25 protein-coding genes and 1 riboswitch are annotated in these 26892 nt (G+C 67.7%); of the genes, 13 read left to right on the top strand and 12 right to left on the bottom strand.

The window, feature by feature from the left end; translation table 11 throughout:
- Nucleotides 1–57: 57 nt before the first annotated feature.
- Entirely contained in the window at nt 58–570 is a 513-nt protein-coding gene (locus IEX71_RS15875; RefSeq protein ID WP_229749793.1) for a GtrA family protein, read from the top strand.
- Here IEX71_RS15875 and IEX71_RS15870 read toward each other — a convergent pair.
- From IEX71_RS15870 to IEX71_RS15860, 3 genes are read right to left on the bottom strand one after another with little or no spacing between them, the layout of a single operon-like run.
- Nucleotides 567–1553, bottom strand: coding sequence for a sensor histidine kinase (locus tag IEX71_RS15870; protein WP_188838033.1), 987 nt, complete (start codon nt 1551–1553; stop codon nt 567–569). The two genes, IEX71_RS15875 and IEX71_RS15870, sit on opposite strands and share 4 nt — an antisense overlap.
- Before the next feature lie 7 nt (nt 1554–1560).
- The gene (locus IEX71_RS15865; RefSeq protein ID WP_188838032.1) at nt 1561–2238 is read right to left on the bottom strand and encodes a response regulator transcription factor; all 678 of its coding nucleotides are present in this window, start codon (nt 2236–2238) and stop codon (nt 1561–1563) included.
- Nucleotides 2235–4040: a biotin--[acetyl-CoA-carboxylase] ligase gene (locus IEX71_RS15860; protein ID WP_188838031.1), complete on the bottom strand. Its 1806-nt coding sequence runs from the start codon at nt 4038–4040 to the stop codon at nt 2235–2237. Before IEX71_RS15860 ends, IEX71_RS15865 begins: the two co-directional genes overlap by 4 nt.
- A gap of 284 nt (nt 4041–4324) precedes the next feature.
- Between IEX71_RS15860 and IEX71_RS15855 the strand changes: the two genes are divergently transcribed.
- A complete protein-coding gene (locus IEX71_RS15855; protein WP_229749792.1) occupies nt 4325–4942 on the top strand; it encodes a TMEM165/GDT1 family protein in 618 nt (205 codons plus the stop codon).
- 6 nt (nt 4943–4948) lie between these two features.
- Here the strand turns inward: IEX71_RS15855 and IEX71_RS15850 are convergent, their stop codons facing one another.
- Nucleotides 4949–5791, bottom strand: coding sequence for a phosphotransferase family protein (locus tag IEX71_RS15850; RefSeq protein WP_188838029.1), 843 nt, complete (start codon nt 5789–5791; stop codon nt 4949–4951).
- Between the two features lie 28 nt (nt 5792–5819).
- Complete coding sequence (locus IEX71_RS15845) at nt 5820–6731, bottom strand: LysR family transcriptional regulator (RefSeq protein ID WP_188838028.1); 912 nt, start codon at nt 6729–6731, stop codon at nt 5820–5822.
- 93 nt (nt 6732–6824) lie between these two features.
- Between IEX71_RS15845 and IEX71_RS15840 the strand changes: the two genes are divergently transcribed.
- The 3 genes from IEX71_RS15840 (at nt 6825) to IEX71_RS15830 (ending at nt 8495) form a co-directional block, all read left to right on the top strand.
- Complete coding sequence (locus tag IEX71_RS15840; RefSeq protein ID WP_229749791.1) at nt 6825–7577, top strand: sulfite exporter TauE/SafE family protein; 753 nt, start codon at nt 6825–6827, stop codon at nt 7575–7577.
- Nucleotides 7574–7768 (top strand): hypothetical protein, encoded by a 195-nt coding sequence (locus tag IEX71_RS15835; RefSeq protein WP_188838027.1) that lies wholly within the window; start codon nt 7574–7576, stop codon nt 7766–7768. Before IEX71_RS15840 ends, IEX71_RS15835 begins: the two co-directional genes overlap by 4 nt.
- 184 nt (nt 7769–7952) lie before the next feature.
- Nucleotides 7953–8495: a P-loop nucleotide/nucleoside kinase family protein gene (locus tag IEX71_RS15830; protein ID WP_188838026.1), complete on the top strand. Its 543-nt coding sequence runs from the start codon at nt 7953–7955 to the stop codon at nt 8493–8495.
- A gap of 125 nt (nt 8496–8620) precedes the next feature.
- Here IEX71_RS15830 and IEX71_RS15825 read toward each other — a convergent pair whose 3' ends face one another.
- Together IEX71_RS15825 and IEX71_RS15820 are read right to left on the bottom strand one after the other, a co-directional pair.
- Nucleotides 8621–9316 carry an HNH endonuclease family protein gene (locus IEX71_RS15825; RefSeq protein ID WP_188838025.1) on the bottom strand — a complete coding sequence of 232 codons (696 nt, stop codon included), beginning with the start codon at nt 9314–9316 and terminating at the stop codon, nt 8621–8623.
- Nucleotides 9317–9363: 47 nt separating this feature from the next.
- Complete coding sequence (locus IEX71_RS15820; RefSeq protein ID WP_229749790.1) at nt 9364–9927, bottom strand: MOSC domain-containing protein; 564 nt, start codon at nt 9925–9927, stop codon at nt 9364–9366.
- A gap of 205 nt (nt 9928–10132) precedes the next feature.
- Between IEX71_RS15820 and IEX71_RS15815 the strand changes: the two genes are divergently transcribed.
- The 3 genes from IEX71_RS15815 to IEX71_RS15805 all read left to right on the top strand — a co-directional run bounded on the left by IEX71_RS15815 (nt 10133) and on the right by IEX71_RS15805 (nt 14519).
- Nucleotides 10133–11785: a DUF885 domain-containing protein gene (locus tag IEX71_RS15815; RefSeq protein ID WP_229749789.1), complete on the top strand. Its 1653-nt coding sequence runs from the start codon at nt 10133–10135 to the stop codon at nt 11783–11785.
- A 120-nt stretch (nt 11786–11905) separates the two neighbouring features.
- Entirely contained in the window at nt 11906–13792 is a 1887-nt protein-coding gene (locus IEX71_RS15810; RefSeq protein ID WP_188838024.1) for a Na+/H+ antiporter, read from the top strand.
- 97 nt (nt 13793–13889) lie between these two features.
- Complete coding sequence (locus IEX71_RS15805) at nt 13890–14519, top strand: Maf family protein (RefSeq protein WP_229749788.1); 630 nt, start codon at nt 13890–13892, stop codon at nt 14517–14519.
- A 6-nt stretch (nt 14520–14525) separates the two neighbouring features.
- On the opposite strand, the gene IEX71_RS15800 is transcribed toward IEX71_RS15805, so the two are convergent.
- A complete protein-coding gene (locus IEX71_RS15800) occupies nt 14526–15818 on the bottom strand; it encodes an MFS transporter (RefSeq protein WP_188838022.1) in 1293 nt (430 codons plus the stop codon).
- A 161-nt stretch (nt 15819–15979) separates the two neighbouring features.
- Here IEX71_RS15800 and IEX71_RS15795 point away from each other — a divergent pair, with 161 nt between their 5' ends.
- From IEX71_RS15795 to metE, 3 genes are all read left to right on the top strand, one after another.
- On the top strand, nt 15980–17254 hold the full coding sequence (locus IEX71_RS15795; RefSeq protein ID WP_188838021.1) for an MFS transporter: 1275 nt from the start codon (nt 15980–15982) through the stop codon (nt 17252–17254).
- A 47-nt stretch (nt 17255–17301) separates the two neighbouring features.
- Nucleotides 17302–18111 carry an MBL fold metallo-hydrolase gene (locus tag IEX71_RS15790; RefSeq protein ID WP_188838020.1) on the top strand — a complete coding sequence of 270 codons (810 nt, stop codon included), beginning with the start codon at nt 17302–17304 and terminating at the stop codon, nt 18109–18111.
- Between the two features lie 74 nt (nt 18112–18185).
- Nucleotides 18186–18399, top strand: a riboswitch (cobalamin riboswitch).
- A 56-nt stretch (nt 18400–18455) separates the two neighbouring features.
- The gene (metE, locus tag IEX71_RS15785; protein ID WP_229749787.1) at nt 18456–20759 is read left to right on the top strand and encodes a 5-methyltetrahydropteroyltriglutamate--homocysteine S-methyltransferase; all 2304 of its coding nucleotides are present in this window, start codon (nt 18456–18458) and stop codon (nt 20757–20759) included.
- Here the strand turns inward: metE and IEX71_RS15780 are convergent.
- From IEX71_RS15780 to IEX71_RS15765, 4 genes are all read right to left on the bottom strand, one after another.
- Nucleotides 20756–22045: a YihY/virulence factor BrkB family protein gene (locus IEX71_RS15780; protein ID WP_229749786.1), complete on the bottom strand. Its 1290-nt coding sequence runs from the start codon at nt 22043–22045 to the stop codon at nt 20756–20758. The two genes, metE and IEX71_RS15780, sit on opposite strands and share 4 nt — an antisense overlap.
- Nucleotides 22046–22130: 85 nt before the next feature.
- Entirely contained in the window at nt 22131–22331 is a 201-nt protein-coding gene (locus IEX71_RS15775) for a DUF7489 domain-containing protein (protein ID WP_188838019.1), read from the bottom strand.
- Nucleotides 22332–22420: 89 nt separating this feature from the next.
- Nucleotides 22421–23962 carry an acyl-CoA carboxylase subunit beta gene (locus IEX71_RS15770; protein WP_229749785.1) on the bottom strand — a complete coding sequence of 514 codons (1542 nt, stop codon included), beginning with the start codon at nt 23960–23962 and terminating at the stop codon, nt 22421–22423.
- 149 nt (nt 23963–24111) lie between these two features.
- A complete protein-coding gene (locus IEX71_RS15765; RefSeq protein WP_188838017.1) occupies nt 24112–25293 on the bottom strand; it encodes an acyl-CoA dehydrogenase family protein in 1182 nt (393 codons plus the stop codon).
- Between the two features lie 82 nt (nt 25294–25375).
- Here IEX71_RS15765 and IEX71_RS15760 point away from each other — a divergent pair, with 82 nt between their 5' ends.
- Complete coding sequence (locus IEX71_RS15760) at nt 25376–25777, top strand: MerR family transcriptional regulator (protein WP_188838016.1); 402 nt, start codon at nt 25376–25378, stop codon at nt 25775–25777.
- Nucleotides 25778–25926: 149 nt separating this feature from the next.
- Nucleotides 25927–26871 (top strand): cutinase family protein, encoded by a 945-nt coding sequence (locus IEX71_RS15755; protein ID WP_188838015.1) that lies wholly within the window; start codon nt 25927–25929, stop codon nt 26869–26871.
- Nucleotides 26872–26892: the final 21 nt, after the last annotated feature.

Here is a 26892-nt window from a genome sequence, read left to right as displayed (position 1 = left end):
CACCTTAGTGCGGGGTACTCAGCCCGCTCTCAGCGCGCGCCCCGTACGCTGAATGACGTGATTGGGGCGAGGTTGATCGAGCTGGTCCGCTCGCTGTGGCGCGAGCTGGCGAAGTTCGGCGTTATCGGTGTCGTCAACATCATCATCGACATGGGCCTCTACAACCTGCTGATCGCGGGCCCGATGCCCACCAAGGTGACCGCCGCCAAGATCATCAGCGGCAGCGTCGCCACGCTCTTCGCCTGGGTCGGCAACCGCTACTGGACGTTCCGGCACCGCCGCAACCGTCCTGTCCACCACGAGGTGGTGTTGTTCTTCGGCGTCAACGGCGTCGCGCTGGCGGTGTCGGTGCTCTGGGTCGCCTTCGCGCACTACGTGCTCGGTCTCGACGGGAAGTTCTGGCTGAACTTCAACGCGATGTTCGGCATCGGCCTCGGCACCATCATCCGTTTCTGGGCGTACAAGCAGTTGGTCTTCCGCAACGAGCCGCTGACCGAGGAGACCGCGGGGCAGGCACTTGCCGAGCCGTTGCAGCGCGAGGACGCACGCCAGAGCGACAGGCCGGCCTAATCGTGGTTGCGCTGTAGCGCGGACGGTGCCGCTTCACCCTCCGACAAGAACAACGCGAACACCGCCGGCTGCGCGCTCCGCAACTCCAACCGGCCGCCGTTGGCGCCGGCCAGGTCGCGCGCCAGCGCCAGGCCCAGACCAGTGCCGCCGGTGGTGACCCGGCGCTTGAAGATGTGCGGCGCGATCGCGGCATCGACGCCCTTGCCCTGATCGCTGACCTCGACGACCACCGACGGTCCGTTGCGGCGAGCCATCACCTCCACGGTGCCGGTGCCGTGCTGCAGGGTGTTCTCCAGCAGAGTCGCGAGGATCTGGGACAGGCCGCTGCGACTCGCGACGACCTGGAGGCCGCGCTCACCGCTGACCTTCACGCTACGCCGGGCATCGGCGAACGCCGGCTGCCATTCGCGCTGCAACTCGGCGATCACCGAGTCCAGGGAGATGGTGGGCAGCGGGCCGGACGGGCTCTCCCGGGCGCGCTGCAGCAACTTGTCGACCACAGTGGTGAGCCGCTCGACCTGCGCGATGCCGACGGTGGCTTCCTCGTGGATCTGGTCGATGTCGTCGCTGATCGAGATCTCGTCCAGCCGCATCAGCAACGCGGTAAGCGGTGTGCGCAGCTGGTGACTGGCATCCGAGGCGAACTCGCGTTCCGCGGCCAGGGTGGCGGTCAGTTCAGCCGCTCGCCCTTCGAAGACCTGTGAGATCCGGTCGATCTCGTCGATGCCGCTCCGGAGCGGCTCGAAGATGACCGGCCCGTCCTCGACCCGCTCCGCACGGCGGGTGAGCTCCTCGACCGGGCCGGCAGTGTCCTCGGCCTCCCGAGTCGTCAGCCACCAGGCGAGTGCCGCGCCGAGTGCCGCCGCCACCAGCAGCACCACGCGGTGCCACCACGACGACACCAGCACCAGCGCCGGGAGCAGGACAAGCAACACCGCCGGCGCAGCGATCCGCGGCCCGGCCCGCAGGAGTCTGGCGCGCAATGGTCAGTCAGCTTCCGCCAGCGGGCTCGAAACGGAAGCCGACGCCGCGCACCGTGGTGATGAAACGGGGTCGGGTCGCGTCGTCGCCCAGTTTCCGACGCAACACCGAGACGTGCATGTCGAGCGTCTTGGTCGAGCCGAGCCAGGCGGTCTCCCAGATCTCGTGCATCAGCTGCTCGCGGGACACGACCTTCCCCTGCTCGCGCACGAGAACCCGGAGCAACTCGAACTCCTTTGCGGTCAATTGCAACTCGTTGTCGCCGACGAAGGCTCGGCGGGCTTCTGCGTCGAGCCGCACCAGCGGTGCGGACTCCGCTTCCTCCGGCGGGGTACGGCGCAAGAGCGCCCGGGCCCGCGCCAGCAACTCCGCAAGACGGAACGGCTTGGTGACGTAGTCGTCGGCGCCCGCATCGAGCCCGACGACGGTGTCGACCTCGTCAGCGCGGGCGGTGAGGATCAGGACCGGGACGGAGCTGCCGGAGTTGCGCAGACGGCGACATACTTCCAGACCGTCGATCGACGGAAGACCGAGATCGAGGATGACCAGGTCCGGGCCGCTCTGCGCACCGTCGAGCGCCGTCAGCCCGTCCTCGCGGACATCGACGGCGTAACCCTCCCGTCGCAGCGCGCGAGCGAGTGGTTCGGAGATTGCAGGATCGTCCTCGGCCAACAAGACACGGGTCATGGTGGCGATAGTAGTTCTCCATGACGCCTGGATAGGACCCACGAGGTGATTTGTCCGATTCCGGGTAGGTGAATCGCCTCACGCGCGACCGCTCGCACGTGCGGATCGTCGGTGAGCGCCGCCGCCACGTCGGAGTCGGCGAGCACCGTGCCTGGCTCAGCGGCCCCGGACAGCCGACTCGCCCGGTTGACGGTGTTTCCGTAGACATCGCCGAGCCGGGCCAACACCCGCCCGGTCGCAACCCCGACCCGCATCCGCGGGATCAGATCGTCGGCGGCAGCCTGATCGATCAGGTCGAACGCGATCGCGACCGCGCCCTCGACGGTTGTGTGCGAGAAGAGGATCTCGTCGCCGACGGTTTTGACGACGGCACCACCCTGCGTCGCCACGACGTCGGACGCCAGGGACTCGAAGCGCTGCACCAGCGCGGCGAGCTCCCGCTCCCCCAGTTGCCGGGTCAGCTGGGTGAAGTTGACCAGGTCGGCGAAACCGATCGTCCGGCGTACGCCGATGTGCGACTCCGGCTCCGAATCGGCGATCATCCGAGAGATCGCGACGGCGAGATTGCGGCGCCATACATAGGTGATCAGAGGGGTGAGCTCCTCGGCGACGTCGACCGCGCGCTGTGCGGCGAGCCGGGCGACCCTGCTGTCGACCCCGATGCCGTCGTCGCCGGTGACCATGTCGGTGATCACCTGCAGCGACCACATGGCGAGCCGATCGGTCGACCGGCCTACGGCACGCGCGAGACCGAGCACGGTGGCCTCGTCCAACTCGCCGTCCCGGACGGTTCGCGCGACCGCCTGCACCGCCGTCAGATCGGCCTCGGAGAAGACCACGTCCTCGTCCCGGGCGCTCGCAAAACCGAGCGCCCGCCACAGCCGGCTGGTCTCCTCCTCGGTCACACCCGCTCCCCGGGCGATGTCCGAGCGCCGCATCGAACGCGGCGCACCGAGCAGCCGTTCCTCGAGGGCGTCGACGAAAGCGGCCCGATCGTGCGGGTCCGGCTCGGGCAACAGGTCCATCTCGCCCGGCCGGATGTGTATGACGTCTCCCACCGCGTGCGGCACCGGGCCCTCCGGCGTGTCGACGACCAGCCGGCCCATGGCGTCGATGTCCAAGGCCGGGCCGGTGACCGATTCGTCGCCGGACATCTCGACCCGCACCTGTTGTCCCACCGTCACGCAGGCGGCCCGATAGGCGCTGTCCTCGCCGTCGCCGTCCCACTCCTGCTGGATCTGCGCGAGGGCGCGCAACACGCCGACGATCAGGTCCTCACAACGCACGTCGTGCCCGACGAGGTGCAGGGACGTCGCGGTGTCGACCGGCAGCTCCTCGGCGGTCTGGTGCACGTTGATCCCGATCCCGACGACGACGCTCGGGTCTGCGCCACCGGTGGCCTGGCACAGGATGCCGGCGAGCTTCGACCAGGGAGCGCGCGCGTCGGCGCGAGCGAGCACGTCATTGGGCCATTTCAGCCCGATCGATGCGCCGGTCAGATCGCGGACCGCGCGGCGTACGGCGACACCGACGAGCAACGGCACCCAGCCCCAGCGGGTCGCATCGCGCGGCAGCGGCAGGGTCGCTGACAGGGCTATCGAGGTCCCGGCGGGCGCGACCCAACTACGGTCGAGCCGGCCACGGCCGGCGACCTGGTTGTCGGTGACCAGCGCCCGCCACGGGCGCGGATCGCGCATCAGCTCGTCGTTGGTGGATGCCACTTCAGGACTGACGTCGATGTCGCGCCAGGGAGTGCTCTCGAGCCGATCGTTGATCTCCGATCGATCCAGGAAGTGGCTCACGTCACCCAGGTTAGTCGTCGCGGCCCGGCGACTTCTCGCGCCATCCGGCTCGACGGGGTCCGCGCGATGTGCATCTCGGGCGCGGCCCCGTTAGCCTTTGTCGTGAACGGGAGTAGTCCCTCGACCGGATGTCGACATACTGGCGGCCCGCCGCCCGGTGTCCGGGGTCACCGACAGGTGACTGGACGAGACGTTCGAACCATGACAGCTATCCGCTGCCGGTTCGACGTGCTCGTCCTTTTTGTTGCCCGGCACGGCGTTCCGGCCCGAAGCCAAGGACCTTCGTGCTCGACCTCGGAATCATCCTCACCGTCTTCGCGCTCGCCTTCGTGGCCGAGCTCCCGGACAAGAGCGCCGTCGCCGGACTCGTTCTCGGCACGCGCTTCCCGTGGCCGTGGGTGTTCACCGGCATAGCCGCGGCGTTCCTGACCCACGTCATGATCGCGGTCAGCGCCGGCCAGTTGCTGTCGCTCCTGCCGGGTCGACTGGTCGAGGCTCTGGTCGCCGTGCTCTTCCTCCTCGGCGCCTGGCTGATCTGGCGCGAGGGTGCGCACCAGGACGAGATAGAGGCCGAAGGTGAGGCCGAGAGCGCGGACGCGGTCTCCGGCAAGTTCGACGGTGCCGGGTTCTTCAAGGTCGCCTCGCTCGGGTATGGCGTGATCTTCGTCGCCGAGTGGGGTGACCTCACCCAGATCCTCACGGCGAATCTCGCTGCGAAGTATGACGATCCGTTGTCGGTCGGAATCGGTGTGACGCTCGGCCTGTGGACAGTCGCACTGCTCGCCATACTCGGCGGCAAGACGCTGCTGAAGGTGCTGCCGATCGTCTGGATCACGCGGGTGGCAGCCGTCGTGATGGTGGTGCTCGGCGTGCTGAGTGCCGTGTCGGCGATTGGCGGCTGAGGCTACTCAGCCGAGCAACTCCTCGATCCAGCGGTCAAGTCGTCCGCGCAGGAGCGGCCCCGTGATGTCGTCACGGCCGATGCCCAGATAGTTCACGTCCCACGTCGCGACGTGGGGGTCGGCGTGCTCGGCAGCAAGAACATCCCAGGCGTGTATGTCGGGAACTGCGTTCCCGGAGTGCATCTCGTAGGTACGGAGGAAGTGCTCCGCGGCGCTCGGGGAGCCGAGCAGCACCAGATCCTGACGACACCACGCGACGTCCACTCCACGAGGTGCCCATCGGGCGCCGTTCCAGTCGACCACTCCGACCAACTGGTCGCCGTCCCAGAGCGCGTTGCCGCACCAGAAGTCGAAATGCGTCAGCACCCGGTCGTTCAGGTCGAGCCGGGTCCACTCTTCGTGCGCACGTGTGGCGAGCCGACCGGCTCGTGCCGGCGGCTCCTGCGGCTCGCGACGAAGACCTGCGCCGTCGAGCCGGTGGATCTGCGCGAGGGCGATCGCCATCTGCTCAGCGATCGCATGCCGCGACAGTCCGGGATCCGGGTGCGCACCGTCGAGCGCGGAGGTCACGATCACGGGGTGGCCGGACTCTTCGCCGTGGGCGACGAGCCGGGGTGCGAGCGCACCGAGTGGGCCGAGTCGGTGCAGCACGCCGAGCTCGTGCTCGACCGCCGGGGACGCGTGCGGAAACGCACGGACGACATAGGATTCGGCGTCGTCGCCCGCGCCGGCAGTCGCCAGCACGGTGATCGCGTGCTGGCCTCCGCTGAGCACGCGGCGCAGCCGCAACCCGCGTGCCAGGAGCCGGGATCCGGCAGCGACAACCTCTGCCGGACGCATCACCTTCATTGCGCCACCCTGGCACGGCGCTGATCGATCAGCGCGAGCCGGCGACGAGATGATCGCGCAGCGCCCGGGCTGTCGGTGAGAGCTCGCGTTCGGCGACGAAGCACACGACCAGGGTCCGTTCGGCCCAGGACTCGTCGAGCCTCACCGCGACGAGCGACCCGTCGTCGATCCATTCCTGCACGGCGTGCCGGGGCAGGATCGTGATGCCGATGCCGGCGGCGACCGCCTGGCACACCGCATCGACACTGTGCAGCCGCACGCGGTAGGCGAAGCGTGACCCCAGTGGCAGGGCGTGGTCCTCGAGGTGTTCGGCGAGCGCATTGCCGTGGCTCAAGCCGACGAACGGCCGCTCGATGACTTCGACGATCGACACCTTCTTGCGGCGTGCCAGTGGCCCACGCGGCGCGCAGAGCACGACGAGCGGGTCCTCACGCAGTGTGCGGGTCTGCAGCGTCCCCAGATCGGCACTGTCGGACACGATGCCCAGGTCGGCACGGCGTTCGGCGATCTCCACGACAGCGCGACGGCTGGGTCGCTGCTCGAGGTCGACACGGACGGCCGATCGGTCCGCCAGGAACGACGTGACCGCGGCCGTGACCAGGCTCGCAGTGCTCGCCGTGTTGGCGAGCAGGCGCACGGTCGCACCGTGCCCTTCGGCGTATGCCGCCAACTCGAGATTCAGCTCGTCGATGTCCTGGGAGATGGACCGCGCGTGACGTAGCAGCAGTTGTCCCGCCTCGGTCAGCGTGACCCCGCGACGGCCTCGATCGAGCAGTGGGACTCCCAGACCGGCCTCCATCCCTCGCACGCGGGCGCTGGCGGAAGCGAGTGCGAGGTGGGCTCGTTCCGCGCCACGCGTGATGCTGCCAGACTCGGCGATGCTGATGAACAGCGCCAGGTCGGTCAGGTCGAATCGCAGCGATGGTCCGATGGGCGACATACCGCCTTGGTACCACAGCCTTCGTTTCAGGCAGACCCTGACTTCGGAGATTCCGCATTGTGCAACACTCCGTTGCCCGGCACGTTCGACATCGTGAGTTTGTGGGAGTCGCTGATCCTTTTGCTGGCAGCAGGTTTCGTGGGTGGCGCGATGAATGCTGCAGGTGGTGGCGGCTCATTCGTCACGTTACCGGCCATGATCACTGCGGGTGTGCATCCGGTTGTGGCGAATGCTTCGAGCAGCGTTGCACTGTTCCCCGGCAGCGTCGCGAGCGCCACCGCGGCACGCCGGGACCTCGCGCCGATCGCCGGTGCGTCGCTCCGGATGCTCGTCGCCATCACGGCCGGCGGCGGGCTGATCGGGGCAGCGTTGCTGGTCAACACGCCCTCAGCCGTGTTCGGCGCCGTCGTTCCGTGGCTGCTCCTCTTCGCCACGGTGACGTTCGCTGTCGGGCGTTCGGTGGGCAAGGCACTTCGCAGCCGCCTGACGCTGCCCGCGCACACCGTGCTGGTCAGCCAATTCGTGCTCGGCGTGTATGGCGGGTACATCGGCGGCGCCGTGGGCATTCTGATGATGGCGACCTGGAGTCTGCTCAGTACCGCCGATCTGCACGAACTCAATCCGGCGAAGAACCTCATGGTGGGCGCGGCCCGAGCCATCGCCGTCCTCTTCTTCGTCGCGACCTCGAGCATCAGTTGGGCGGCGACCATCCCCGTCCTACTCGCCGGAGTCGCCGGCGGCTGGGTGGGCGCGCGCGGTGCCCGTCGAGTGAGCTCCTCCGTGCTGCGGACCGGGATCATCACCGTCATGGCCGCGATCACCACAGCGTTCTTCCTGAACCGATGACCCTCCTCGGCAATGCCGTCCTGGCGGTCGTCACCCTGGTCATCGTCGGCGCGCCGGTCGTCGCACCCGTCATCCAGCGCTGGTCCCAGTTGAGCAAGGGCGGGGACGGTGGGCGATCGCAGCAGCTCGCCGACCGACAACCACCCAAGCCGAAACCACAACAGCCACAACAGTTCCCGCAACGGCCATGACCGCCGAGGCATTCATGGCGGTCGCGCACGAGCTCGCTGTCTGTGGTCGGTCATCGTCCTGGCGGACACCCATGACATCGACCTCGAAGCAGCCTTCGAGCACGATGTCGAGCCTGGAAACACACCTTCGGAGTGAGCCATCGGAGGACTCCGAGGAATAGCACGCGACACCTACGCTTGCTGCATGCCACGACTGATCCTGATCAACGGAGCACCGGGCTCCGGCAAGTCAACGATCGCTGCCCTGCTCGCCACGGAACAGCCGCTGGCGTTCGCTCTCGAAATCGACTCGATCAAGCATGCGCTGGGACGCTGGGACGAGGATCCACTGCGCTCCGGCCTTCACGCGAGGCGGTTGAGTGTCGCTGCGGCCAAGGAGCAACTTGCCAGCGGGCACGATGTCTTCATCGGGCAATACCTCGCCCGGACATCGTTCATCGAGGAACTCGAGAGTCTTGCCGTCGCGTGCCGAGCTCGGTTCCACGAGTTCGTACTTGACCTCGACGCCGTCGCACTCGCCGAACGGATCGGCGCACGCACTGCACGCCCTGATCGTCCCGAACACGACGTGAACAATCAGCTCGTCGGCGCTCGGGACGCCGAAGCACTCGCACGGTCATTGGACGAGCTTCGTCACACTCGCCCCGATGCCGTATGGGTCGATGCTCGTGGATCGCTCATGGCGACAACCGATCTGATCCGTGCTCGGCTCGAACAGGACCAATGAAACGACGGTCGCACGAAAACGCAACAGCCACAGGTGGTCTCGATACGGTCTCGCCTAGCGGCTCGACCTACTCGACCAGCATGAGGCGGGCTCGTTCCTCACCGCTACGACCCGCATGCCGCGGCTCAGCAGGTCGCAAGCATGCTGTTCAGCGCGCTCTTCTCACTACTGGTCACCCACAGCCCGTACTTGTCCTTGATCAGCACCCAGCGCGTGGCGTAGAGACAGAACGACGCGCTGTTCGGCGGCTTCCACTCCGACGGGTCGTCGTCGCCCTTGGACTGGTTGAGCGAGTCGTCGGACGACACGAGCACCAATGGGTCGTTCGCGTACTGCGTGCGTTTCGTGGTGTCCCACGCCGCGGCGCCGGTCGCGTAGGCATCACCAAGCGGCACAACGTGATCGATGTCGATGTCGGACGCCTCGTCATACTTCCCGGCGCCGTACGGATCGACCCACGTGCCCTGCAAGCTGGTGCAGGTGGACGACATCGTGACGTTCTCGCCGTCCCGGTAGAGCGCCGCGTTGCGCGCATTGCACGCGTTGTTCGGCTCGACCGGCCAGCCCCACGTCGACGCGTCCCGCCAGTGCGGGAACAGGTCGCGGCTGTACCCGTCCATCGAACCCTTCGCCTTGACCGTCAACGTCGGCAGATCGGCCTTCGCGTCCGCGGACGTCCCCGACATGCCCAGTTTCAGTTGAGCGGCGGCCACCGTTCCCGAGACGTGCCCGACCTCGGAGGCATCTGCGGGGGTGGTCGCCGCCGCCATACCGAATGCGACAGAACCAGCTGAAACTGCAACGAGCAAGCGACATTTCATGGTTCTCGACGCTACGCCCGGCACGTCATGCGCGAGTGATGCTCGGGTCAGCGCTCAGTCAAGAGAGGGTGATTTTTTTCCGCCATCTGCTCGCGCTCGTCAGCGTTCAACACACCCGCCTCGACCACAGCCCGCATCGCGTCGACATCCCCGTAGAACGCCCGGAACGCGGTGGGCACCCCCACACCGTGCGCGGGGCGATCGTGCACCCGCACACCGTCACCCGGCCGTATGACGCCTGGCGTCACCACCCGCAGGTACGCTCCGGAGAGGCCGTGCTCGACATACCTCTTCAGCCAACCGCGCTCAGCCATGTGCACACGGAAGGTGCCGCACGGGATCCGCGGACCGGTCACCTCCAGCACAGCGGACCCGACCGACCACCGTGTGCCGATGACCGCGCGGTCCACGTCCAACCCGACGGTCGTGAGGTTCTCGCCGAACATGCCGTCGTCGAGCCGCCGGCCCAGCTGCGCGCTCCACCAGTCCAATTCCTCGCGCGCCACGGCATACACCGCCTGATCATCCCCGCCGTGGTGCTCGCGGTCCCCGATGAAATCTTCGATCACCCCGCTGCCGAAGCCGCCATGTTTCGGTCCCGGCGCACGCACGCTGATCTCCGTGACCGCGCGTTTGTGAATGCCAGTGGGCACGGTTTTCGCTGGATTCGGTTCTGCTCGGCCGATGTTCGTCGACAGCACGCGGGGCATCTCGGACTCGCCGGACTCAGCCGGACCATTGGCGAACAGCACCCCGCGATTGTCCCGGCCGGACAAACCCGGTGCAACGCCGTTTCGTCCGCGTTAGCGTGCTCGAGTGACAGACGATCTCGCACGCACGCCCACACCCGTCGACGCCATCGCCAACGGCTTCCACGAAAAGGCCCTCGCGCTCTCGCCGATGTGGGGCACCTACCTCGGGTCGCCCGACCGGCAGGACGAGCTGGACGACTTCTCCCCCGCCGGACTGGCTCGAACGCACCAACTGCACCGCGAGACGCTGCAGGCCCTGGACGGCGTCACCGCCGCCGACGACGTCGACAAGGTGACCGTTGACGCAATGCGCGAGCGCCTCGGCCTGGACGTCGAGCTGTATGACGCCCACCTCCAGCACGCCTCGCTGAACGTGATCGCCTCTCCGTTGCAGGACATCCGCGACATCTTCGACCTGATGCCGACCGACACCGCCGAGCAGATCGACACGATCGGCCGCCGCATGCGCGCGGTCCCGCGCGCGCTGGACCAGTGGTTCGAGTCGCTGCACGTCGCAGCCGACAAGGATGTGGTCAGTCCGGTCCGGCAGGTCCGAGCGTGCATCCAGCAGACCAAGGACCACACCGCGCCCGAGGGCTACTTCGCCATCTTGAAGGAGCAGCACCCACAGATCGCCGATGCGATCGACGAGGCGGCCGCGGCATACGCTAAGGCGGGCGACCGGCTGCAGGCCGAGATCCTGCCGCTCGCGCCCGAGTCGGATGCCTGTGGCCGGGACGCCTACTCGTTGCACTCCCGCTATTTCCTCGGTGCCACGGTCGACCTCGAGGAGACCTACGCGTGGGGCCAGGAGGAGCTGGCCCGCATCACCGACCAGATGCAGCAGATCGCCGAGCAGATCAAGCCCGGCGCGACTGTCAAGCAGGCCATGGCGGTCCTCGACTCCGACCCGGACTACACGTTGCACGGCACCGACGAACTGCAGCGCTGGATGCAGGGCAAGGCCGACGAGGCGATTGCGAACCTCGGCGGCTCCCACTTCGACATCCCCGAGCCCGCCCGCACCATCGAATGCTGCATCGCCCCAACACAATCCGGCGGCATTTACTACACCTCACCCAGCGAGGACTTCTCCCGCCCCGGGCGCATGTGGTGGTCGGTGCCCAAGGGCGAGGAAGACTTCAGCACCTGGCGTGAGCTGACCACCGTCTACCACGAGGGTGTCCCGGGACATCACCTGCAGAACGGCCAGACGATCTTCCGCTCCGCTCTGCTCAATTCCTGGCGGCGGCTCGACGTGTGGTGCTCCGGCCACGGCGAGGGTTGGGCCCTGTATGCCGAACGGCTGATGGACGACCTCGGCTACCTGCAGGACCCGGGCAACAAACTCGGCATGCTGGACGGGCAGTCCCTGCGCGCAGCCCGCGTCGTGCTGGACATCGGTGTGCACTGCGGGTTCGACGCACCGGAGGAACTCGGCGGCGGGGCATGGACCTACGACAAGGCGTGGGCGTTCCTCAACGCGCACTGCGACATGGGTGAGGGGTTCCTGCGGTTCGAGCTGGACCGTTACCTCGGCTGGCCGGGACAGGCTCCGTCATACAAGATCGGTGAGCGGATCTGGTTGCAGCTGCGCGACGAGGCACGCGCCGCCGAAGGCGCCGACTTCGACCTCAAGGCATTCCACCGTCGCGCGCTCGACATCGGCTCGGTGGGCCTCGACACGCTGCGGGGCGCGGTCCTGGGCACTCTGTGACCTCCTTCTTACTGCAAGGATGACCCGGTGAAGGTGAATTGGCACAGGCACCAGAGGTTCGGGATGCGTCCGCGTTGCGGGGAGCCGGCGACGCGCAACGCCGGCGCAGAGTGACCTCTCGTGCACATCGCCCTGCCGATCTTCCTGCTGACCGCCTCGGTGGTCGTGCTCGCGACCATCGCGCGCTGGATCCGACTGTCCGCGCCGCTGTTGCTGGTCGCGGTGGGTGCGGTGGTCTCGTTCCTGCCGTTCATGCCCTACCCGTTCGAGGTCGACCCCGAGATCGTCCTGCTCGGGTTCCTCCCGCCGCTGCTGTTCGCCGCGGCGTCCAACACCTCACTGATCGACCTCAGCCGGGAGCGACGGCAGATCCTGCAGATGTCGGTCCTGCTGGTGCTCTTCACGGCATTCGGTGTGGCGCTGGTGGCGTGGAAGCTGCTGGACGTGCCGTTCGCGGCGGCGGTCGCGCTGGGTGCGGTGGTCGCCCCGCCGGACGCGGTCGCTGCCACCGCGGTCGCCCGGCGCATCGGCCTGCCCCGCCGGGTGGTGTCGGTGCTCGAGGGCGAGTCGCTCTTCAACGACGCGACCGCCCTCGTCACGGTCAACACGGCCAAGGGGCTGATCGCCGGAGGTGCCGGCGCCACAACGGTTTTCACTGCCGGAAGGGACTTCCTGTGGGCCTCGGTCGGAGGTGCGGCGATCGGCTTCGTCGCCTACCTCCTCGTCTCGTGGGTATGGCGACACGTGACCGACACCGTCACGGTGGTCGCGCTGAGCTTCCTCAGCCCGTGGATCGCCTACCTGCCGGCCGAGGAGGTGCACGCGTCCGGCGTCATCGCGGCCGTGGTCTGCGGCGTCGCCACCAGCCACGCCGCGCCGAAGATCCAGACCGCCCAGTCACGGGTCTCCGAACGCCTGAACTGGGCGTCGATAACCTTCCTGCTGGAGAACATGGTCTTCCTGCTGATCGGCCTGCAGACCCGGACCATCGTCGAGGGCGTGCGGCATTCCGGCAGCGGCCTCGGTCGCACCTTCGCGATCGCGGTGCTGGTGCTGCTGACCGTCATGGCGCTGCGCCCGATCTGGTTGCTCGGCTCGGAGATCGTCAGCCGGCGGATGGGGTGGTCGAGCACGGCGATGTCCGGGCGTGAGACCGCGATCGCGTCCTGGGCGGGCATGCGCGGCGTGGTGACCCTCGCGGCGGCATTCCTGCTGCCGCGCGAGACGCCGGAACGCCAGGCGATGGTCTTCATCGCTTTGTTCGTGACGGTGGGAACGCTGGTGCTGCAAGGGTTCTCGCTCGGTTTCCTCTCCCGCAGACTCGACCTGCACGGCCCCGATCCACGCGAGGACGCCCTGCAGACCGCACAGCTCACCCAGGCCGCGGTCAACGCAGGCAACCGGCGCTTGGACGAGGAGCTGGACGACAGCGAGTTCGAGGTCCCGGAGCAGGTCCTCATCTCGCTGCGGCACCAGGGCACCCGGCGGGCCAACCTCGCCTGGGAGCGGCTGGGGCACAGCGACGACACCAGCGAGACACCGTCGGATGCCTACCGCCGACTGCGCTCGGCCATGCTGGAGGCCGAACGCGCCAAGGTCCTCAAGCTGCGCGACAAGGGCATCATGGACCACGATGTCCTGCAGCAAGTCATGCAGCTGCTCGACGTCGAGGAATCTATGATTGCCAGGGTGCGGGACCACGACGAAGCCTTGAACGAGCGCGTCCTGCTCACGCCCGAAGAACGCCAGTTCGGTTGTGAGCACCTCGCCGATGCGCCGTTCGCCGTCGACCCCAACACCCCGGAGGGCTGCGAGGAGTGCCTGCGCGACGGCACGGTCTGGGTACACCTGCGGTTGTGCCTGGCCTGCGGCCACGTCGGCTGCTGCGACTCCTCGGTCGGCAAGCACGCCAGCAAGCACTACGCCGAGACCGACCACCCGGTGATGCGTTCCTTCGAGCCCGGCGAGGGCTGGCGCTGGTGCTTCGCGGACAGTGTCCTTGGCTGAGTCCCTCAACGCTGCACGCCGCCTCAGCATGTCCTCGGCTGACTTCCTCACCGCGGAACGCCGCGTGGCCGCACCGCTGCCCATAAGCTTGTCGGTCGTGACTGTCGACCTCGTCCTCGCCTCCGCCTCCCCCGCCCGCCTCACGACATTGCGATCGGCCGGTGTCGAACCGGAAGTGATCGTGTCCGATGTCGACGAGCGCGCCGTCATCGCGGCCGCCGAGGAAGGTCTCGGCGCGACCCTCGCCGCGGACGACGTCGCGCTGCTGCTGGCGCGTGCCAAGTGCGAGGCCGTGGCGTCCGACACCGATGCCGATGCGTTGGTCCTGGGCTGTGATTCGGTGCTGGAGTTCGAGGACGCGACATTCGGCAAACCCGCCGATGCCGCAGAGGCCATCGACCGATGGCGACAGATGCGCGGGCGCTCCGGCTCGCTACACACCGGCCACTGGCTGGTCGATGGTCGGGAGGAGTCGACCGGTGCGACGTTCGGCGTCGTCGCCTCGACGGTCGTGCACTTCGCCGATCTCACCGACGCGGAGATCGAGGCGTATGTCGGCACCGGCGAACCGCTGCACGTCGCAGGCGCGTTCACGATCGACGGCCTCGGCGGACCGTTCGTCCGTCGCATCGAGGGCGACCACCACAACGTGGTCGGCTTGAGCCTGCCGGTCCTGCGCGAGATGCTCGGCGAGGTCGGTGTGACCTTCGATCAGCTGCGCGACTGAGGTCGCTCAGGCCGCCTCTGAAGCGGTGTCGTCCCTGCCGGTGACCGCCGACATACGCATCAACCGCGGGAACGGCAGCACCAGCACACCGGACACCACGAGCAACGCCGCGAAGCCGACCATCGCACGCTCACCACCGGCGGCGCCGATCAAGAAGCCCATCGTCGCGGGCGCCAGCGCGGTCAGCACGAGCGAGAGCACGTTGTCCGCGCTCATCACCCGGCCGAGGCGGTCCTCGGGGGTCCGCGAGGTGAGCACCGAAACCACCGCCGCGTTGCACGGCGCGAGCAGGAAGGTCGCACACGCCATCAGCAGCATCAGCAGCAGCGGCGCATGCACGAACGCCATGCCGGCGAACGCGACCGCACCGACGATGGGCGTGAGGAACATCAGCAGCCCGACGCTCAGGTGCGCCAGGATCCGGCCGGACAGCAAGGACGCGACCAGCATCGAGACCGCCATCGAACTCGAAACGGCGCCGATCCACGCCGGCGCCGTGCCTCGCTGCTGCATGGTGATGGTCACCGAGACGACCAAGCCGGTGCCGGCGAAGTTGAGCACCGTGGACAGCAGCGTGATGGTGCGCAGCAACTGATGCTGGAACAGGAAGCTGAGCCCCGTGCGGATGGAGGGCAGCAGCGCCTCCCGGTCCGAGCGGGCTTTGCCGGGCAGCGTTGTCCGGACTCGCAGCGCGCAGAAGATCGCGATGGCATAGGTGATCGCATCGGCGGCCATCGGCAGCCCACGGGTGATGCCGAAGAGGAAGCCGCCGATCGGCGGTCCGGCCAGACCGGCCGTCGCCGACCGCACCTGGTTGTTGACCGCCGCTCGAGGGATGTCGTCCCTGCGGACGACATTGCGCACGGCGACCTGCTCCGCCGGGGTGTAGAAGCTGTTGGCGATGCCGCCGCACGCGGCAGCGAGCATCAGGTGAGGCACGGTCACGCGATCTGCGAACGCCGCGAGAGCGACCGACAGATAAGCGATGCCGCCCAGCGATGCAGCGGCGATCATCGTGCGGCGCCGATCCCAGCGGTCGACCAGCGCTCCGGCGGGAATGCCGATGAGAACCAGTGCCATCGTGGCAGTTCCGGCGACCAGACCGACCGCGAACGGGCTACCCGTGGCCGCCAGCGTGATGAGCGGGAAGGCGATGTTGCTCATCCGGCTGCCCAGACTCGAGACGGCGCCACCGGCGATCAGGTAGGCGTAGTCCCGGTTGTGCCGCAACGGTGGCAGCGCTGATCGCCCCGCGTCGTCGGTCCCCACCGTCGCGCGCCCCCTCTCGTGCACTGTCACGACCCAACACCTTGCCACCCCGGGGCCCCCCGATGGGCCACCGGAAGGTAAGGGTTTGGTCATGACGCCGAGTCGTCGGCCGCGAATCCAGCGGGCACCCATACAGCGGGTCTAGCTTCGTCCTTCGCACAGCTATCCATCGCCCGCGATGAAGGAGCCGTATGTCGATCACCCGCCACTCGCAGAAGCTCACCTCGGACCAGCGGAACTCGTTCGCCGCGGCATACCTCGGCTGGGCGATGGACGCCTTCGACTACTTCCTGGTCGTGCTGATCTACGCCCAGATCGCCAAGGATTTCGGCAAGTCACTGACCGAGATGTCGCTGATCACGACCATGACGCTGATCATGCGCCCGGTCGGTGCGTTCATCTTCGGGCTGTGGGCGGACCGGGCCGGACGGCGCATCCCGTTGATGGTCGACGTCTCGTTCTATTCGGTGGTCGGCTTCCTGTGCGCCTTCGCGCCGAACTTCTGGGTCCTGATGGTGCTGCGGATGCTCTACGGCATCGGCATGGGCGGCGAGTGGGGCCTGGGTGCCGCGCTGGCGATGGAGAAGATCCCGACGGAGCGTCGCGGCTTCTTCTCCGGCATCCTGCAGGGCGGCTACTCGATGGGCTACCTGATGGCATCGCTCGCGTTCCTGGTGGTCAACACGTGGTGGGGACTGAACTGGCGGTGGATGTTCGCTCTGTCGATCGTGCCTGCGCTCATCTCGCTGATGATCAGGGCGAGGGTCGAGGAGTCGGAGGTATGGCGCGAGAGCCGACAGCGCTTCAAGTCGACCACCACGAGCGTCGGCGACATCGTGAAGAGCCCGACCATCTGGAAGCGGTTCATCTTCCTGGTGCTGCTGATGACGGCGTTCAACTGGATGAGTCACGGCACACAGGACGTCTATCCGACCTTCCTGAAGGAGACCGTCGATTCCGGTCTCGGCTTCGCGAAGTCGACGGCCACCTGGATCGCGGTCGTCTACAACCTCGGCGCCATCGTCGGCGGCGCGATCGCCGGTGCTCTGTCGGAGCGCTACGGCCGCCGGACGCTCATCGTGCTGTGTGCGGTCCTCGGCCTGCCGATCGTGCCGCTGTTCGCGTACTCCTCCTCGCTGGGGATGATCATCCTCGGCTCGTTCCTGATGCAGGTGATGGTGCAGGGCGCGTGGGGCGTCATACCGGCGCACCTGACGGAGTTGTCGCCGGACGAGATCCGCGGCTTCTACCCCGGCGTGACCTACCAGCTCGGCAACTGCCTGGCGGCGTTCAACCTGCCGATCCAGGAGGCCCTCGCGTCGTCGCACGGCTATCCGTTCGCACTGTCTGTCACCATCGTGCCCGTCTTCATAGCGGTCATCGCGCTGACTCTGATCGGCAAGGAACAGAAGGGGATTCAGTTCGGGACCCGCGACACCAGCATGGTCGCCGAGACCGCCGGTTGACGATTTCCGTTGACCTCAAGCGTGCTTGAAGTACCAGGATGGTGCGCATGATCACTTGTGCCACGTGTGCCGTGGAGTATGACGACACCGCTGCCGACCGCGACTGCCCGATCTGCGTCGATGAACGGCAATACGTTCCCGAGAACGGTCAGGTCTGGACGGACCTGTCGAAGCTTGCCGCGGACGGTCACCGGGTCGAGGTGCTCGACCTCCGACCCGGGCTGACCGGCCTGCGGACCGATGTCGGCATCGGACAGACCGCGCTGCTCGTGCAGACCCCCGAAGGCAACCTGTTGTGGGACCCGCCGGGGTTCATCGACGACGCCGCGATCGCTGCGGTGACCGAGCGCGGCGGCATCCGATGGATCGCTGCGAGTCACCCGCACATGTTCGGCGTACAGCTCGAGTGGTCAGCAGCGTTCGACGACGCACCGGTCCACGTCAATGCCGCCGACACCGATTGGCTGGGCCGGCGTGGTCCGGCGATCACCGAGTGGGGCGACGAGCTGGGGCTGACCGACGGACTCACGCTGCATCGGATCGGCGGCCACTTCCCCGGAAGCGCCGTTGCACACTGGGCGCTCGGCGCCGACGGTCGCGGCGCGCTGCTCAGCGGCGACACGATCATGTCCAACCCGGACCGTCGGACGGTGAGCTTCATGCGCTCCTATCCCAACCGGATCCCACTGTCGGGCAATGTCGTGCTCCGCATCGCCGAGCGAGTGAAACCGCTTGCCTACGAAGAGATCTGGAACAACTTCGGTCTGGCCGTGCCGACCGACGCCGCTGCCGCCGTGCAGGACTCGGCACAGCGACACGCGGCCTGGGTCCGTGGGGACTTCGACCACCTGACCTGAGCGATCACACCTTCGCGGCCAGAGCGCCGCAATGTGGCTGCCGGCGGGTGACGCGCGTTCCAGCAGGCGTCGGTAGGCTGCGGAGCGCGACAGGTTCGTGTCCTCCGAGTGACCGGGGGCCGCGACGCAAGAGGGAACCCGGTGTGACTCCGGGACTGCCCCGCAGCGGTATGTGAGAACGACCTCCGTCATACGCACTGGCCCCATCGGGCTGGGAAGCGACGGACAGTAGGCGCCGGATCAGGCGTGCTCACGAGTCCGAATACCTGCCTGTCGCCCGAGCCCGGACCCGGGTTCGGCCGATTCCGTGACCTCTCGGGTGGGTCACGAAGGAAAGGTTCTCCATGACCGAGCGCATGACCGAACACATCAGCGGACACACCGATGCCACCGTTCTGGGTTGGCCACGCCAGGGACCGCGACGCGAACTCAAGCGAGCGATCGAGTCCTACTGGGCGGGACGTACCAGCGAGAGCGAGCTGCACGACGTCGCGACAGGACTACGCGCTGACGCGTGGAAACTGCTCTCCGACAACGGGATCGACGAAGTCCCGACCGGCGACTTCTCCTACTACGACCACGTCCTCGACACCGCGTGGACGGTGGGCGCCATCCCCCAGCGCTACCGTGCCGCCGCCGACACCGACCTGGACGTCTACTTCGCGATGGCCCGCGGCAACGACCGGGTCGCACCGCTGGAGATGACCAAGTGGTTCGACACCAACTACCACTACCTCGTGCCGGAGCTGTCCCCCACGACGACGTTCGCCGCCGACCCGGCTCGGCAACTGGAGCACTTCGCGCAGGCGACCGAGGCCGGGCACACCGCCCGCCCGGTGCTCGTCGGCCCGCTCACCTTCCTGTTGCTGTCGAAGCCGGCACCGAACGCTCCCGCGGACTTCGATCCGCTGACGCTCCTCGAGCCATTGCTCGACGTGTATGTCGAGATCCTCGGCGCATTGCACGACGCCGGCGCGGCCTGGGTGCAGATCGACGAACCGGCCCTGGTCCTGGACCAGCCGGCGTCGGTACTGGACGCCGCGCGGCACGCGCTCGACAGGCTCGGCACGGCGACCAACCGGCCGAAACTGTTGATCGCCAGCTATTTCGCCGCATTGCAGGATGCCTTCGAGGTGCTCGCCGACGCACCGGTCGACGGTCTGGCCATCGACTGCACGGTGCCGGACAACGTCACGGCGATCCTCGAGCACGGACTGTCCGGCAAGCGTTTGGTCGCCGGGGTGATCGACGGCCGCAACGTCTGGGTGGCGGACGTCGATGACCGGCTCGCGACCTTGCGCCGCCTGGACGCACGGGTCGACGACCTCGTCGTCGGCACTTCCTGCTCGCTGCTGCACGTCCCGCTCGACGCATCCCGCGAGACCGCCGTCGACGAGGAGGTCCGCAGCTGGCTGGCCTTCGCGCGCGAGAAGGTGCTCGAAGTGCGCACTCTCGCAACCGCTCTCGACGACGAGTCGGCAGCGGCAGCCGCCCTCGAGTCATCGCGGCGAGCAGTCGCCTCGCGGCGGGCATCGACCCGCACCCATGACGACGCCGTGCGCAGTCGCGTCGCGGCTGTGTCCGACGCGGACGCGCACCGTACGACGCCCTTCGACCAGCGGCGCGCGCAGCAGCAGGAGGCGCTCGGACTCCCGCTGCTGCCCACGACGACCATCGGCTCGTTCCCGCAGACCGACGCAGTGCGCAAGGCGCGAGCTTCCTTGCGGCGCGGCGAGATCGACGGGGCGACATACGAGACAGCGATGCAGGACGAGATCTCGGCCGTCATCTCGCTCCAGGAGGAGCTCGGTCTGGACGTGCTGGTGCACGGAGAGCCGGAGCGCAACGACATGGTCCAGTACTTCGCCGAGCAGCTCGACGGCTACCTGGCGACCACCCATGGCTGGGTGCAGTCCTACGGCACCCGGTGTGTCCGACCGCCGATCGTCTTCGGCGACGTGTCCCGCCCGCAGCCGATGACCGTCCGCTGGTGGCAGTACGCGCAGTCGCTGACCGAGCGCCCGGTCAAGGGCATGCTGACCGGGCCGGTGACCATGCTCGCCTGGTCGTTCGTGCGCGACGACCAGCCGGTCGGCGACACGGCCCGGCAGGTCGCACTTGCCCTGCGGAACGAGGTCACCGACCTGGAGGACGCCGGTTGCCGGGTCATCCAGGTCGACGAACCGGCGCTGCGCGAGACGCTCCCGCTGCGCAAGTCCGAGCGTGCGGCATACCTGGACTGGGCGACCGAATCCTTCCGGCTGGCAACGAGTTCGGTTGCCAGCACCACCCAGGTGCACACCCACATGTGCTACGCCGATTTCGGGGACATCTTCGCCGCGATCGACGACCTGGACGCCGACGTGATCAGCCTCGAGGCGACCCGATCCGGTATGTCGCTGGCCGACGAGCTGGAGCAGTCCGGCTACGCCAAGGGGGTCGGTCCGGGCGTCTACGACATCCACTCGCCCCGGGTGCCGAGCGCGGATGAAGTGCGAGCGTTGCTGGAGAAGGCGGTCGGCGCGCTGCCCGCCCGCCAGGTGTGGGTCAACCCGGACTGCGGCCTGAAGACCCGGCGCCCGGACGAGGTCCGGTCCGCACTCGCGAACCTCGTGACGGCGGCGACCGCCGCTCGCGCTTCGCTCTAACGTTCGGCGGACCAGGGGCCGCGGATGACGGGTGCAGTGTCCTCGTCGTCCGCGGCTTCCGTGGTCTCCACGGCCTCTGAGTGCCGCCGGACCAGCGGAATGGTGCGCTCGTCCTCCTGCCGTGCGGCACCGTGATGGCGAGCGGGCAACCGGTGCGCCTCGTCCGGCGCCTGGGACGCGCGGGTCGGCATCGGCTCGGTAGCCGTGGGCCCACCCCGTTGCGGCCCGGTGCTCGGCCCGTCCGGTTCGTCACCGTCGCCGAAGTCCAGCGGCAGTGGGAGCGCTTCGTGCCCGGAGTCCTCGTCGCTCTCCGGTGACTCTGGCAGCTCGGGTGGCCTGTCGAAGCCCACCTCGATCTGCTGGAAGCCCTTGAGCCGGGTGGCACGCGCCAACCCGCCGTATGCGCGCACGTCGGCGTCCGTGAGTTCCACGTTGTCGGTGAAGGGCGTCAGCAGCGCCCGCGGCCACAACCGCAACGTCCAGACCGCATTGATCTCCATGCTCAGCACGATGATGATCCCGGCGATGAACAACAGCAGCATCAGGCCGAGCACGACCGCGAGGGTGCCGGTCTCCTTGTTGCGCTGCACGACGTGTTCGACGTAGAGATTGCCGAAGCGCTGCAGCACCTGCCACATCACGGAGGCGAAGACCGCGCCCGGCCAGATGTCGCGCCAGCGCAGGGATCGGCTGGTGGCCACGTGGTAGGCCACCATGAAAGCCACCACGTCGATGCCCACGGTGCCGAGCTTGACGCCGAACGATGCCAGCCCCGCCAGATGCACCAGGCGGGGCATCACCGTCGTCAGACCGATGGTGGCGAGCAACGCCGTGCCGAGCAGCGCGATGAGTCCGACCGACTTGCCCCGCGCAGCGAAGGGGTTCGGCCGGGCGTTGCGCGGCACCTGCCACACACTGTTGGCGATGTACTGGAAGGCCTGCGCACTGCCCAATGCACCGTAGAGAGCAACCACGGTGCTCACCGTGATCGACATCCAACTGCCGGACAGGGCGTTCGGGGAGGCGAGTTGGTCGTTGATGATCGGGAACTCGTTGAGAGCCGACTCGATCAGTCGCTGCTGCAGGGCGGCATCACCGCTCAGCACCACTCCGAGGATCGTCGAGCCGAGGATCAGCAGCGGGAACAGCGAGACGAACGCATAGAACGCGAGCAGCGCCCCGAGATAGTTGCCCATGTCGTCGAAGAACTTGTAGACGACGGCGATGGGATAGCCCAGCGGCGGGAACCTCCGCTGTGCCTGATCGACCACCGAGTGCGCTGACACCCCTCCACGGTATCCGCACGCACGGAAATCCACGGAATCCTGCGGAGCGTCGCCGACACGGCGCGACCCGCCGGCGGGTGCGGTGCTACTGCTTGACCGGGTCCTCACCCGCCCGCTTCACGACCCGGTCCCCGACCTCGAGGCTGTTCCACAGGTCCTTGCCGACGCGGGCCTTGATAGTCGAGCCGTCGGCACAACGGATCTTCAACCGGCGGTACATGTTCGAGCCGTCGAGCAGTCCGCGGGACTTCTTGGCGACCGTGCCCTCCCAGGCGTCGTGACTCATCAGCATCCCTTTCGGTGGTGTCGTCTCCGACGAGTCTCGCAGCGGCGAGCCGTCCGCACATCCGCCGAAAGTTGACACCTGGGCGACTTTCAGACCGGCGGTATGGCGCGGCGACGCTCGCTGAAGGCGCGATCGCGGCGGGCGGCATGCGCCAGCCTGCGCAGCAGATCGGCCCGCAGGTCGGACGCCTCGACGACCGAGTCGATGACCAGGTCGGACGCGAGCCGCTCCAGGTCGACGTCCTCGAGGTATTCCTCGCGGCGGGCCTGCACGAACTCCGCCCGCTCGACGTCGTCCTCGATGGCGGCGATCTTTCCGGCATACACCGCATTGACCGCAGCCTCCGGACCCATCACGGCGATGCGTGCGGTCGGCAGCGCGATGGTCGCGTCCGGCCCGAAACCCGGGCCGCACATCGCATAGAGCCCGGCGCCATACGCCTTGCGCACCACGACGCAGAACTGCGGCACGGTCGCCTCGGACACGGCCGACACCATCTTGGCGCCGTGCCGGATGATGCCGCCACGCTCGACCTCCGAGCCGATCATGAAGCCCGGCACGTCGGCCAGGTAGATCAGCGGGATCGAGTAGGCGTCACACATCCAGATGAACCGGGTCGCCTTGTCCGCGCTGTCGGTGAAGAGCACGCCACCCTTGGCCGCGGAGTTGTTGGCGACGAAACCGACTGTTCTGCCGTCCATCCGGCCCAGGCCGACGACGAGTTCGGGGGCGAAGAGCGGCTTGATCTCGAAGAACGAGTCGTCGTCGACGAGGCCGTCGATGACCTCGTGGATGTCGAACGGCTGGCTCTCGATCTCCGGCACCGCGGTGTCGGTGAGCGGCGCCTCCGGCTCCTCCGCGATGTATGTCGGAGGCTCGTCGCGCCAGGTCGTCGGCAGGTAGGAGAAGAAGAGCTTGGCCAGCTCGATGGCCTCGGTGTCGTCCTCGGCGAGCAGATCGCCGACGCCGGAGACGGTGCAGTGCATCCGGGCACCGCCCATCTCCTCGAGCGAAACCTTCTCTCCGACAACCATTTCCGCCATACGCGGGCTGCCGAGATACATGGACGCATTGCCCTCGACCATGATGATCGCGTCGGTGAAGCTCGGGATGTAGGCGCCGCCGGCAGCCGACGGGCCGAAGAGGCAGCAGATCTGCGGCACCCTGCCGGACAACGCCACCTGGTTGTGGAAGATCCGTCCCGCCCCGCGGCGACCGGGGAAGAGTTGCACCTGGTCGGTGATCCGCGCGCCGGCGGAGTCGACGAACCAGAAGATCGGCAGTTCCTCGCGCAGTGCGGATTCGGTTGCCCGCACGATCTTCTCGACAGTGCGCGCTCCCCACGAGCCGGCCTTCACGGTCGGGTCGTTGGCGACGACGATCGCCGAGCGCCCGTCGACCGTGCCGCGCCCGGTGACGACTCCGTCGGCCGGCAGGTTGCCCGCGACCGAGTTTGCGTAGCGCCCGTCCTCGATGAACGAGCCCTCGTCGAAGAGCAGCGCGATCCGGTCCCGCACGTAGAGCTTGTTCTGCGAATCCAGCTTGGCGCGAGCCTTGTCCGACAACGTCTGTGACGCCTCGTGTGCCGCGGCCAGCCGCTCCCGGACGTCGGCCACCCGTGGGTCACCCAAGCTGGTCGAGTAGGCCGGAGCGCTAGCGGAGGCCGTATCGAGACCTTCCTGATCTCGATACGCTCCTCCGCTTCGCTCCCCCGCTACCCTTCGAGACGCCCGCTCGTCCCTCACGGGCTCCTCAGGGCGCGCTCGATCAGCATTAGTTGTCATGCGGGCAAGCCTAGGCCGCGAGCGATCAGCATCCGCTGAACCTCCGAGGTGCCTTCACCGATCTCCAGGATCTTGGCGTCCCGGTAGAACCGCGCCACGGGGTACTCCTCCATGAAGCCGTTGCCGCCGAAGATCTGGGTGGCGATGCGGGTCGCGGTGACCGCCGACTCGGTCGAGTAGAGCTTGGCGATCGAGGCGGCCTGCTTGACCTCGGCGACCGAGCGGCGGCCGGCCTCCAGCTCGTCCTTGAGCCAGGCGGCTTTGTAGGTCAGCAGCCGGGACGCCTCGACCATCACGGCCAGGTCGGACAGCTGGAACGAGACACCCTGGTTGACGGCGATCGGCTTGCCGAATGCCGTTCGGGTCTTTGCGTATTCGGTCGCCGCCTCCAGGCACGCCTGCGACAGGCCGACCGCGAGCGCGGAGATCGCGATGCGGCCGTCGTCGAGCGTCTTGAGGAACTGCCGGTAGCCCTGGCCACGCTCCCCCAACAGATTGCCTTCCGGCACAACACAATTGGCGAACGTCAAACCGTGAGTGTCGGAGATGTTCCAGCCGAGCTTGTTGTATGCCGGCTCGGCGGTGAAGCCGGGCGTCCCGGCAGGAACCATGATCGCGCTGATCTCGGCACGGCCCTTGTCATCGGTGCCGGTGCGCGCGGTCACCGTGACCACCGAGGTGATGTCGGTGCCCGAGTTGGTGATGAACGCCTTGGAACCGTTGATCGTCCACTGCCCGTCGGCCAGCGCCGCCTTGGTACGGGTGGCGCCGGCGTCCGAGCCCGCGTCCGGCTCGGTCAGGCCGAAACCGGCCAACGCACGACCGGCGACCAGATCGGGCAGGAAGCGCTCTTTCTGCTCCTGGGACCCGTAGGTCAGGACCGGGTTGATCCCCAGCCCCATGCCGGCCGACAGGGTGATCCCGATCGACTGGTCGACCCGCCCCAACTCCTCGATGGCCAGGCACAGGTAGGTGAAGCCGCCCTCGTCCAGGCCCGCGCCGCCGTACTCCTCCGGCACGACCAGCCCGAAGAGTCCGAGCTCGCCCATCTTCGGCACCAGGTCGGTCGGGAAGTGGTGATCGAGGTCCCATTGCGCAACGTGCGGAGCGACCTCCTTCTCGGCGAAGTCGCGCACCAACTGCCGGAATTCCTCGTGCTCCTGGGTCAACTCGAACATGTGGCTGGCGGGTCCTTCCGGATCGGTGCGGCACGTCTCGCGTGCTTGACGTTGACGTAAACGTAAAGCATGCTTGCCGACCATGACAACCCCGGAGCGAGCCAGCACGTGGACGATCGCCGAGCTCGCCGAGGAGTACGGCGTCACGCACCGCACGATCCGGCACTACGAGGAGCTCGGCCTCATCTCCCCCGAGCGCCGCGGCACCGTCCGGGTCTTCCACCGCCGCGACCGGACACGACTCGCGCTCATCCTGCGCGGCAAGCGGATCGGCTTCCCGCTGGAGGAGATTCGCACGATCATCGACATGTATGACGAGACGCCCGGCGAGGCCGGACAGCTCACGTACCTGTTGGCGCAGATCGCCGCCCGGCGTGCCGACCTCGAGCAGCGTCGCGCGGACATCGAGCAGACCCTGCGCGATCTCGGGGACGTCGAGGCACGCTGTCGCACCGACCTGCGGGCGCTGCGCCGAACGCCGTAATCCAACTTTCACCCTTTGGTGAATCATTTACTCAATCTTGGCTGCTTTGCTGTTTTGTTCTCGGCGAACCCCTCGTAGCGTGCAAGACACCACCTGCGCCAACCGAGGAGCCGACAGTGCACCGGAAGAAATCGATTACTCGCACAACGGTGACCACCGTCGCGAGCATCGCCATGCTGACGACCGGACTCGGCGCCGCCGCGCTGCACGCAGCGCCTGCCGCTTCCGGCGCCGGCTGTTCCAACAAGATCTTTCTCGTCGACGGATACAAGAGCGGCGAGTCCGCGGCCAGTTTCGGCGGAGCGAGCATGAGCAACGTGACCTCCGTCCCCGGCTGGGATCGCGAGATCTTCTATTACGAGAACGGCATCATCCCGGTCATCGATCCGACCACGCTCAACGAGACCGTCGCCAAGGCGGTCCCGAGTCTCGAGCGGAAGGCGGTCGACTACCACCGCGCCTGCCCGAACGCGAAGATCGCGTTCCTCGGCTATTCCTTCGGCGCGCTCGTCGCCGGCAACGTCGTGGAGTCGTTGGCGCACAAGAGCGTCATACCGCACAACCAGCTCAATGCCGTCCTGTATGGCGACCCGCGCCGCGCGCCCCACGCGAAGGGCATCGAAGGCCCCGCCGGAGGCGTGCTGACGATGCTGCCCAACCTGCCGACCATCGATGCTCCCGGACCCCGCGACTTCCAGGACGTCGACGTCAGCGAGGTCTGCAACCAGAACGACGTGATCTGCAACGCGGCGAACCCCTTCACCAATGCACTGGCCGTCGCCAACGAGGTGCAGGGCTACCGATCCGGCGACCACGGCTACGGCAAGTTCGATCCGTTCGGTGCGTATTCGCATCCGGGTGACCACTGGATCGCGCAGCAACCGAGGATCAACTACGGCGCGCCATTGCCACTGCCGATAGCCACGCCCCACGACCTGCTCAAGGACAACGCCGGTTGGAACGCCGCCATGAAGGCGATCGGTGACGCCATCACCGCAGCCACCCTCGGCGAGACCTTCGGCGGGTTCGGCATACCGCCACAGGTGGCCGAGGTGGCGATGGGTCTGGTGCGGGAGGCGGGCGTCGCGTCCTGATCGACCACATCGCGGGTTAGC

This window comes from Flexivirga endophytica, assembly GCF_014640635.1.
In the GTDB taxonomy this organism is placed as follows: Bacteria; Actinomycetota; Actinomycetes; order Actinomycetales; family Dermatophilaceae; genus Flexivirga; species Flexivirga endophytica.
The sequence above is the reverse complement of the archived record's forward strand: the minus strand, read 5'-3'. Positions and strand labels throughout refer to the sequence as shown.

Coding starts and splice junctions, on each gene's coding strand:
- IEX71_RS15865 (WP_188838032.1), bottom strand. CDS start 2,238: ATGACCCGTGTCTTGTTGGCCGAGGACGATCCTGCAATCTCCGAACCA.
- IEX71_RS15850 (WP_188838029.1), bottom strand. CDS start 5,791: ATGAAGGTGATGCGTCCGGCAGAGGTTGTCGCTGCCGGATCCCGGCTC.
- IEX71_RS15845 (WP_188838028.1), bottom strand. CDS start 6,731: ATGTCGCCCATCGGACCATCGCTGCGATTCGACCTGACCGACCTGGCG.
- IEX71_RS15835 (WP_188838027.1), top strand. CDS start 7,574: ATGACCCTCCTCGGCAATGCCGTCCTGGCGGTCGTCACCCTGGTCATC.
- IEX71_RS15830 (WP_188838026.1), top strand. CDS start 7,953: ATGCCACGACTGATCCTGATCAACGGAGCACCGGGCTCCGGCAAGTCA.
- IEX71_RS15825 (WP_188838025.1), bottom strand. CDS start 9,316: ATGAAATGTCGCTTGCTCGTTGCAGTTTCAGCTGGTTCTGTCGCATTC.
- IEX71_RS15795 (WP_188838021.1), top strand. CDS start 15,980: ATGTCGATCACCCGCCACTCGCAGAAGCTCACCTCGGACCAGCGGAAC.
- IEX71_RS15790 (WP_188838020.1), top strand. CDS start 17,302: ATGATCACTTGTGCCACGTGTGCCGTGGAGTATGACGACACCGCTGCC.
- metE (WP_229749787.1), top strand. CDS start 18,456: ATGACCGAGCGCATGACCGAACACATCAGCGGACACACCGATGCCACC.
- IEX71_RS15775 (WP_188838019.1), bottom strand. CDS start 22,331: ATGAGTCACGACGCCTGGGAGGGCACGGTCGCCAAGAAGTCCCGCGGA.
- IEX71_RS15765 (WP_188838017.1), bottom strand. CDS start 25,293: ATGTTCGAGTTGACCCAGGAGCACGAGGAATTCCGGCAGTTGGTGCGC.
- IEX71_RS15760 (WP_188838016.1), top strand. CDS start 25,376: ATGACAACCCCGGAGCGAGCCAGCACGTGGACGATCGCCGAGCTCGCC.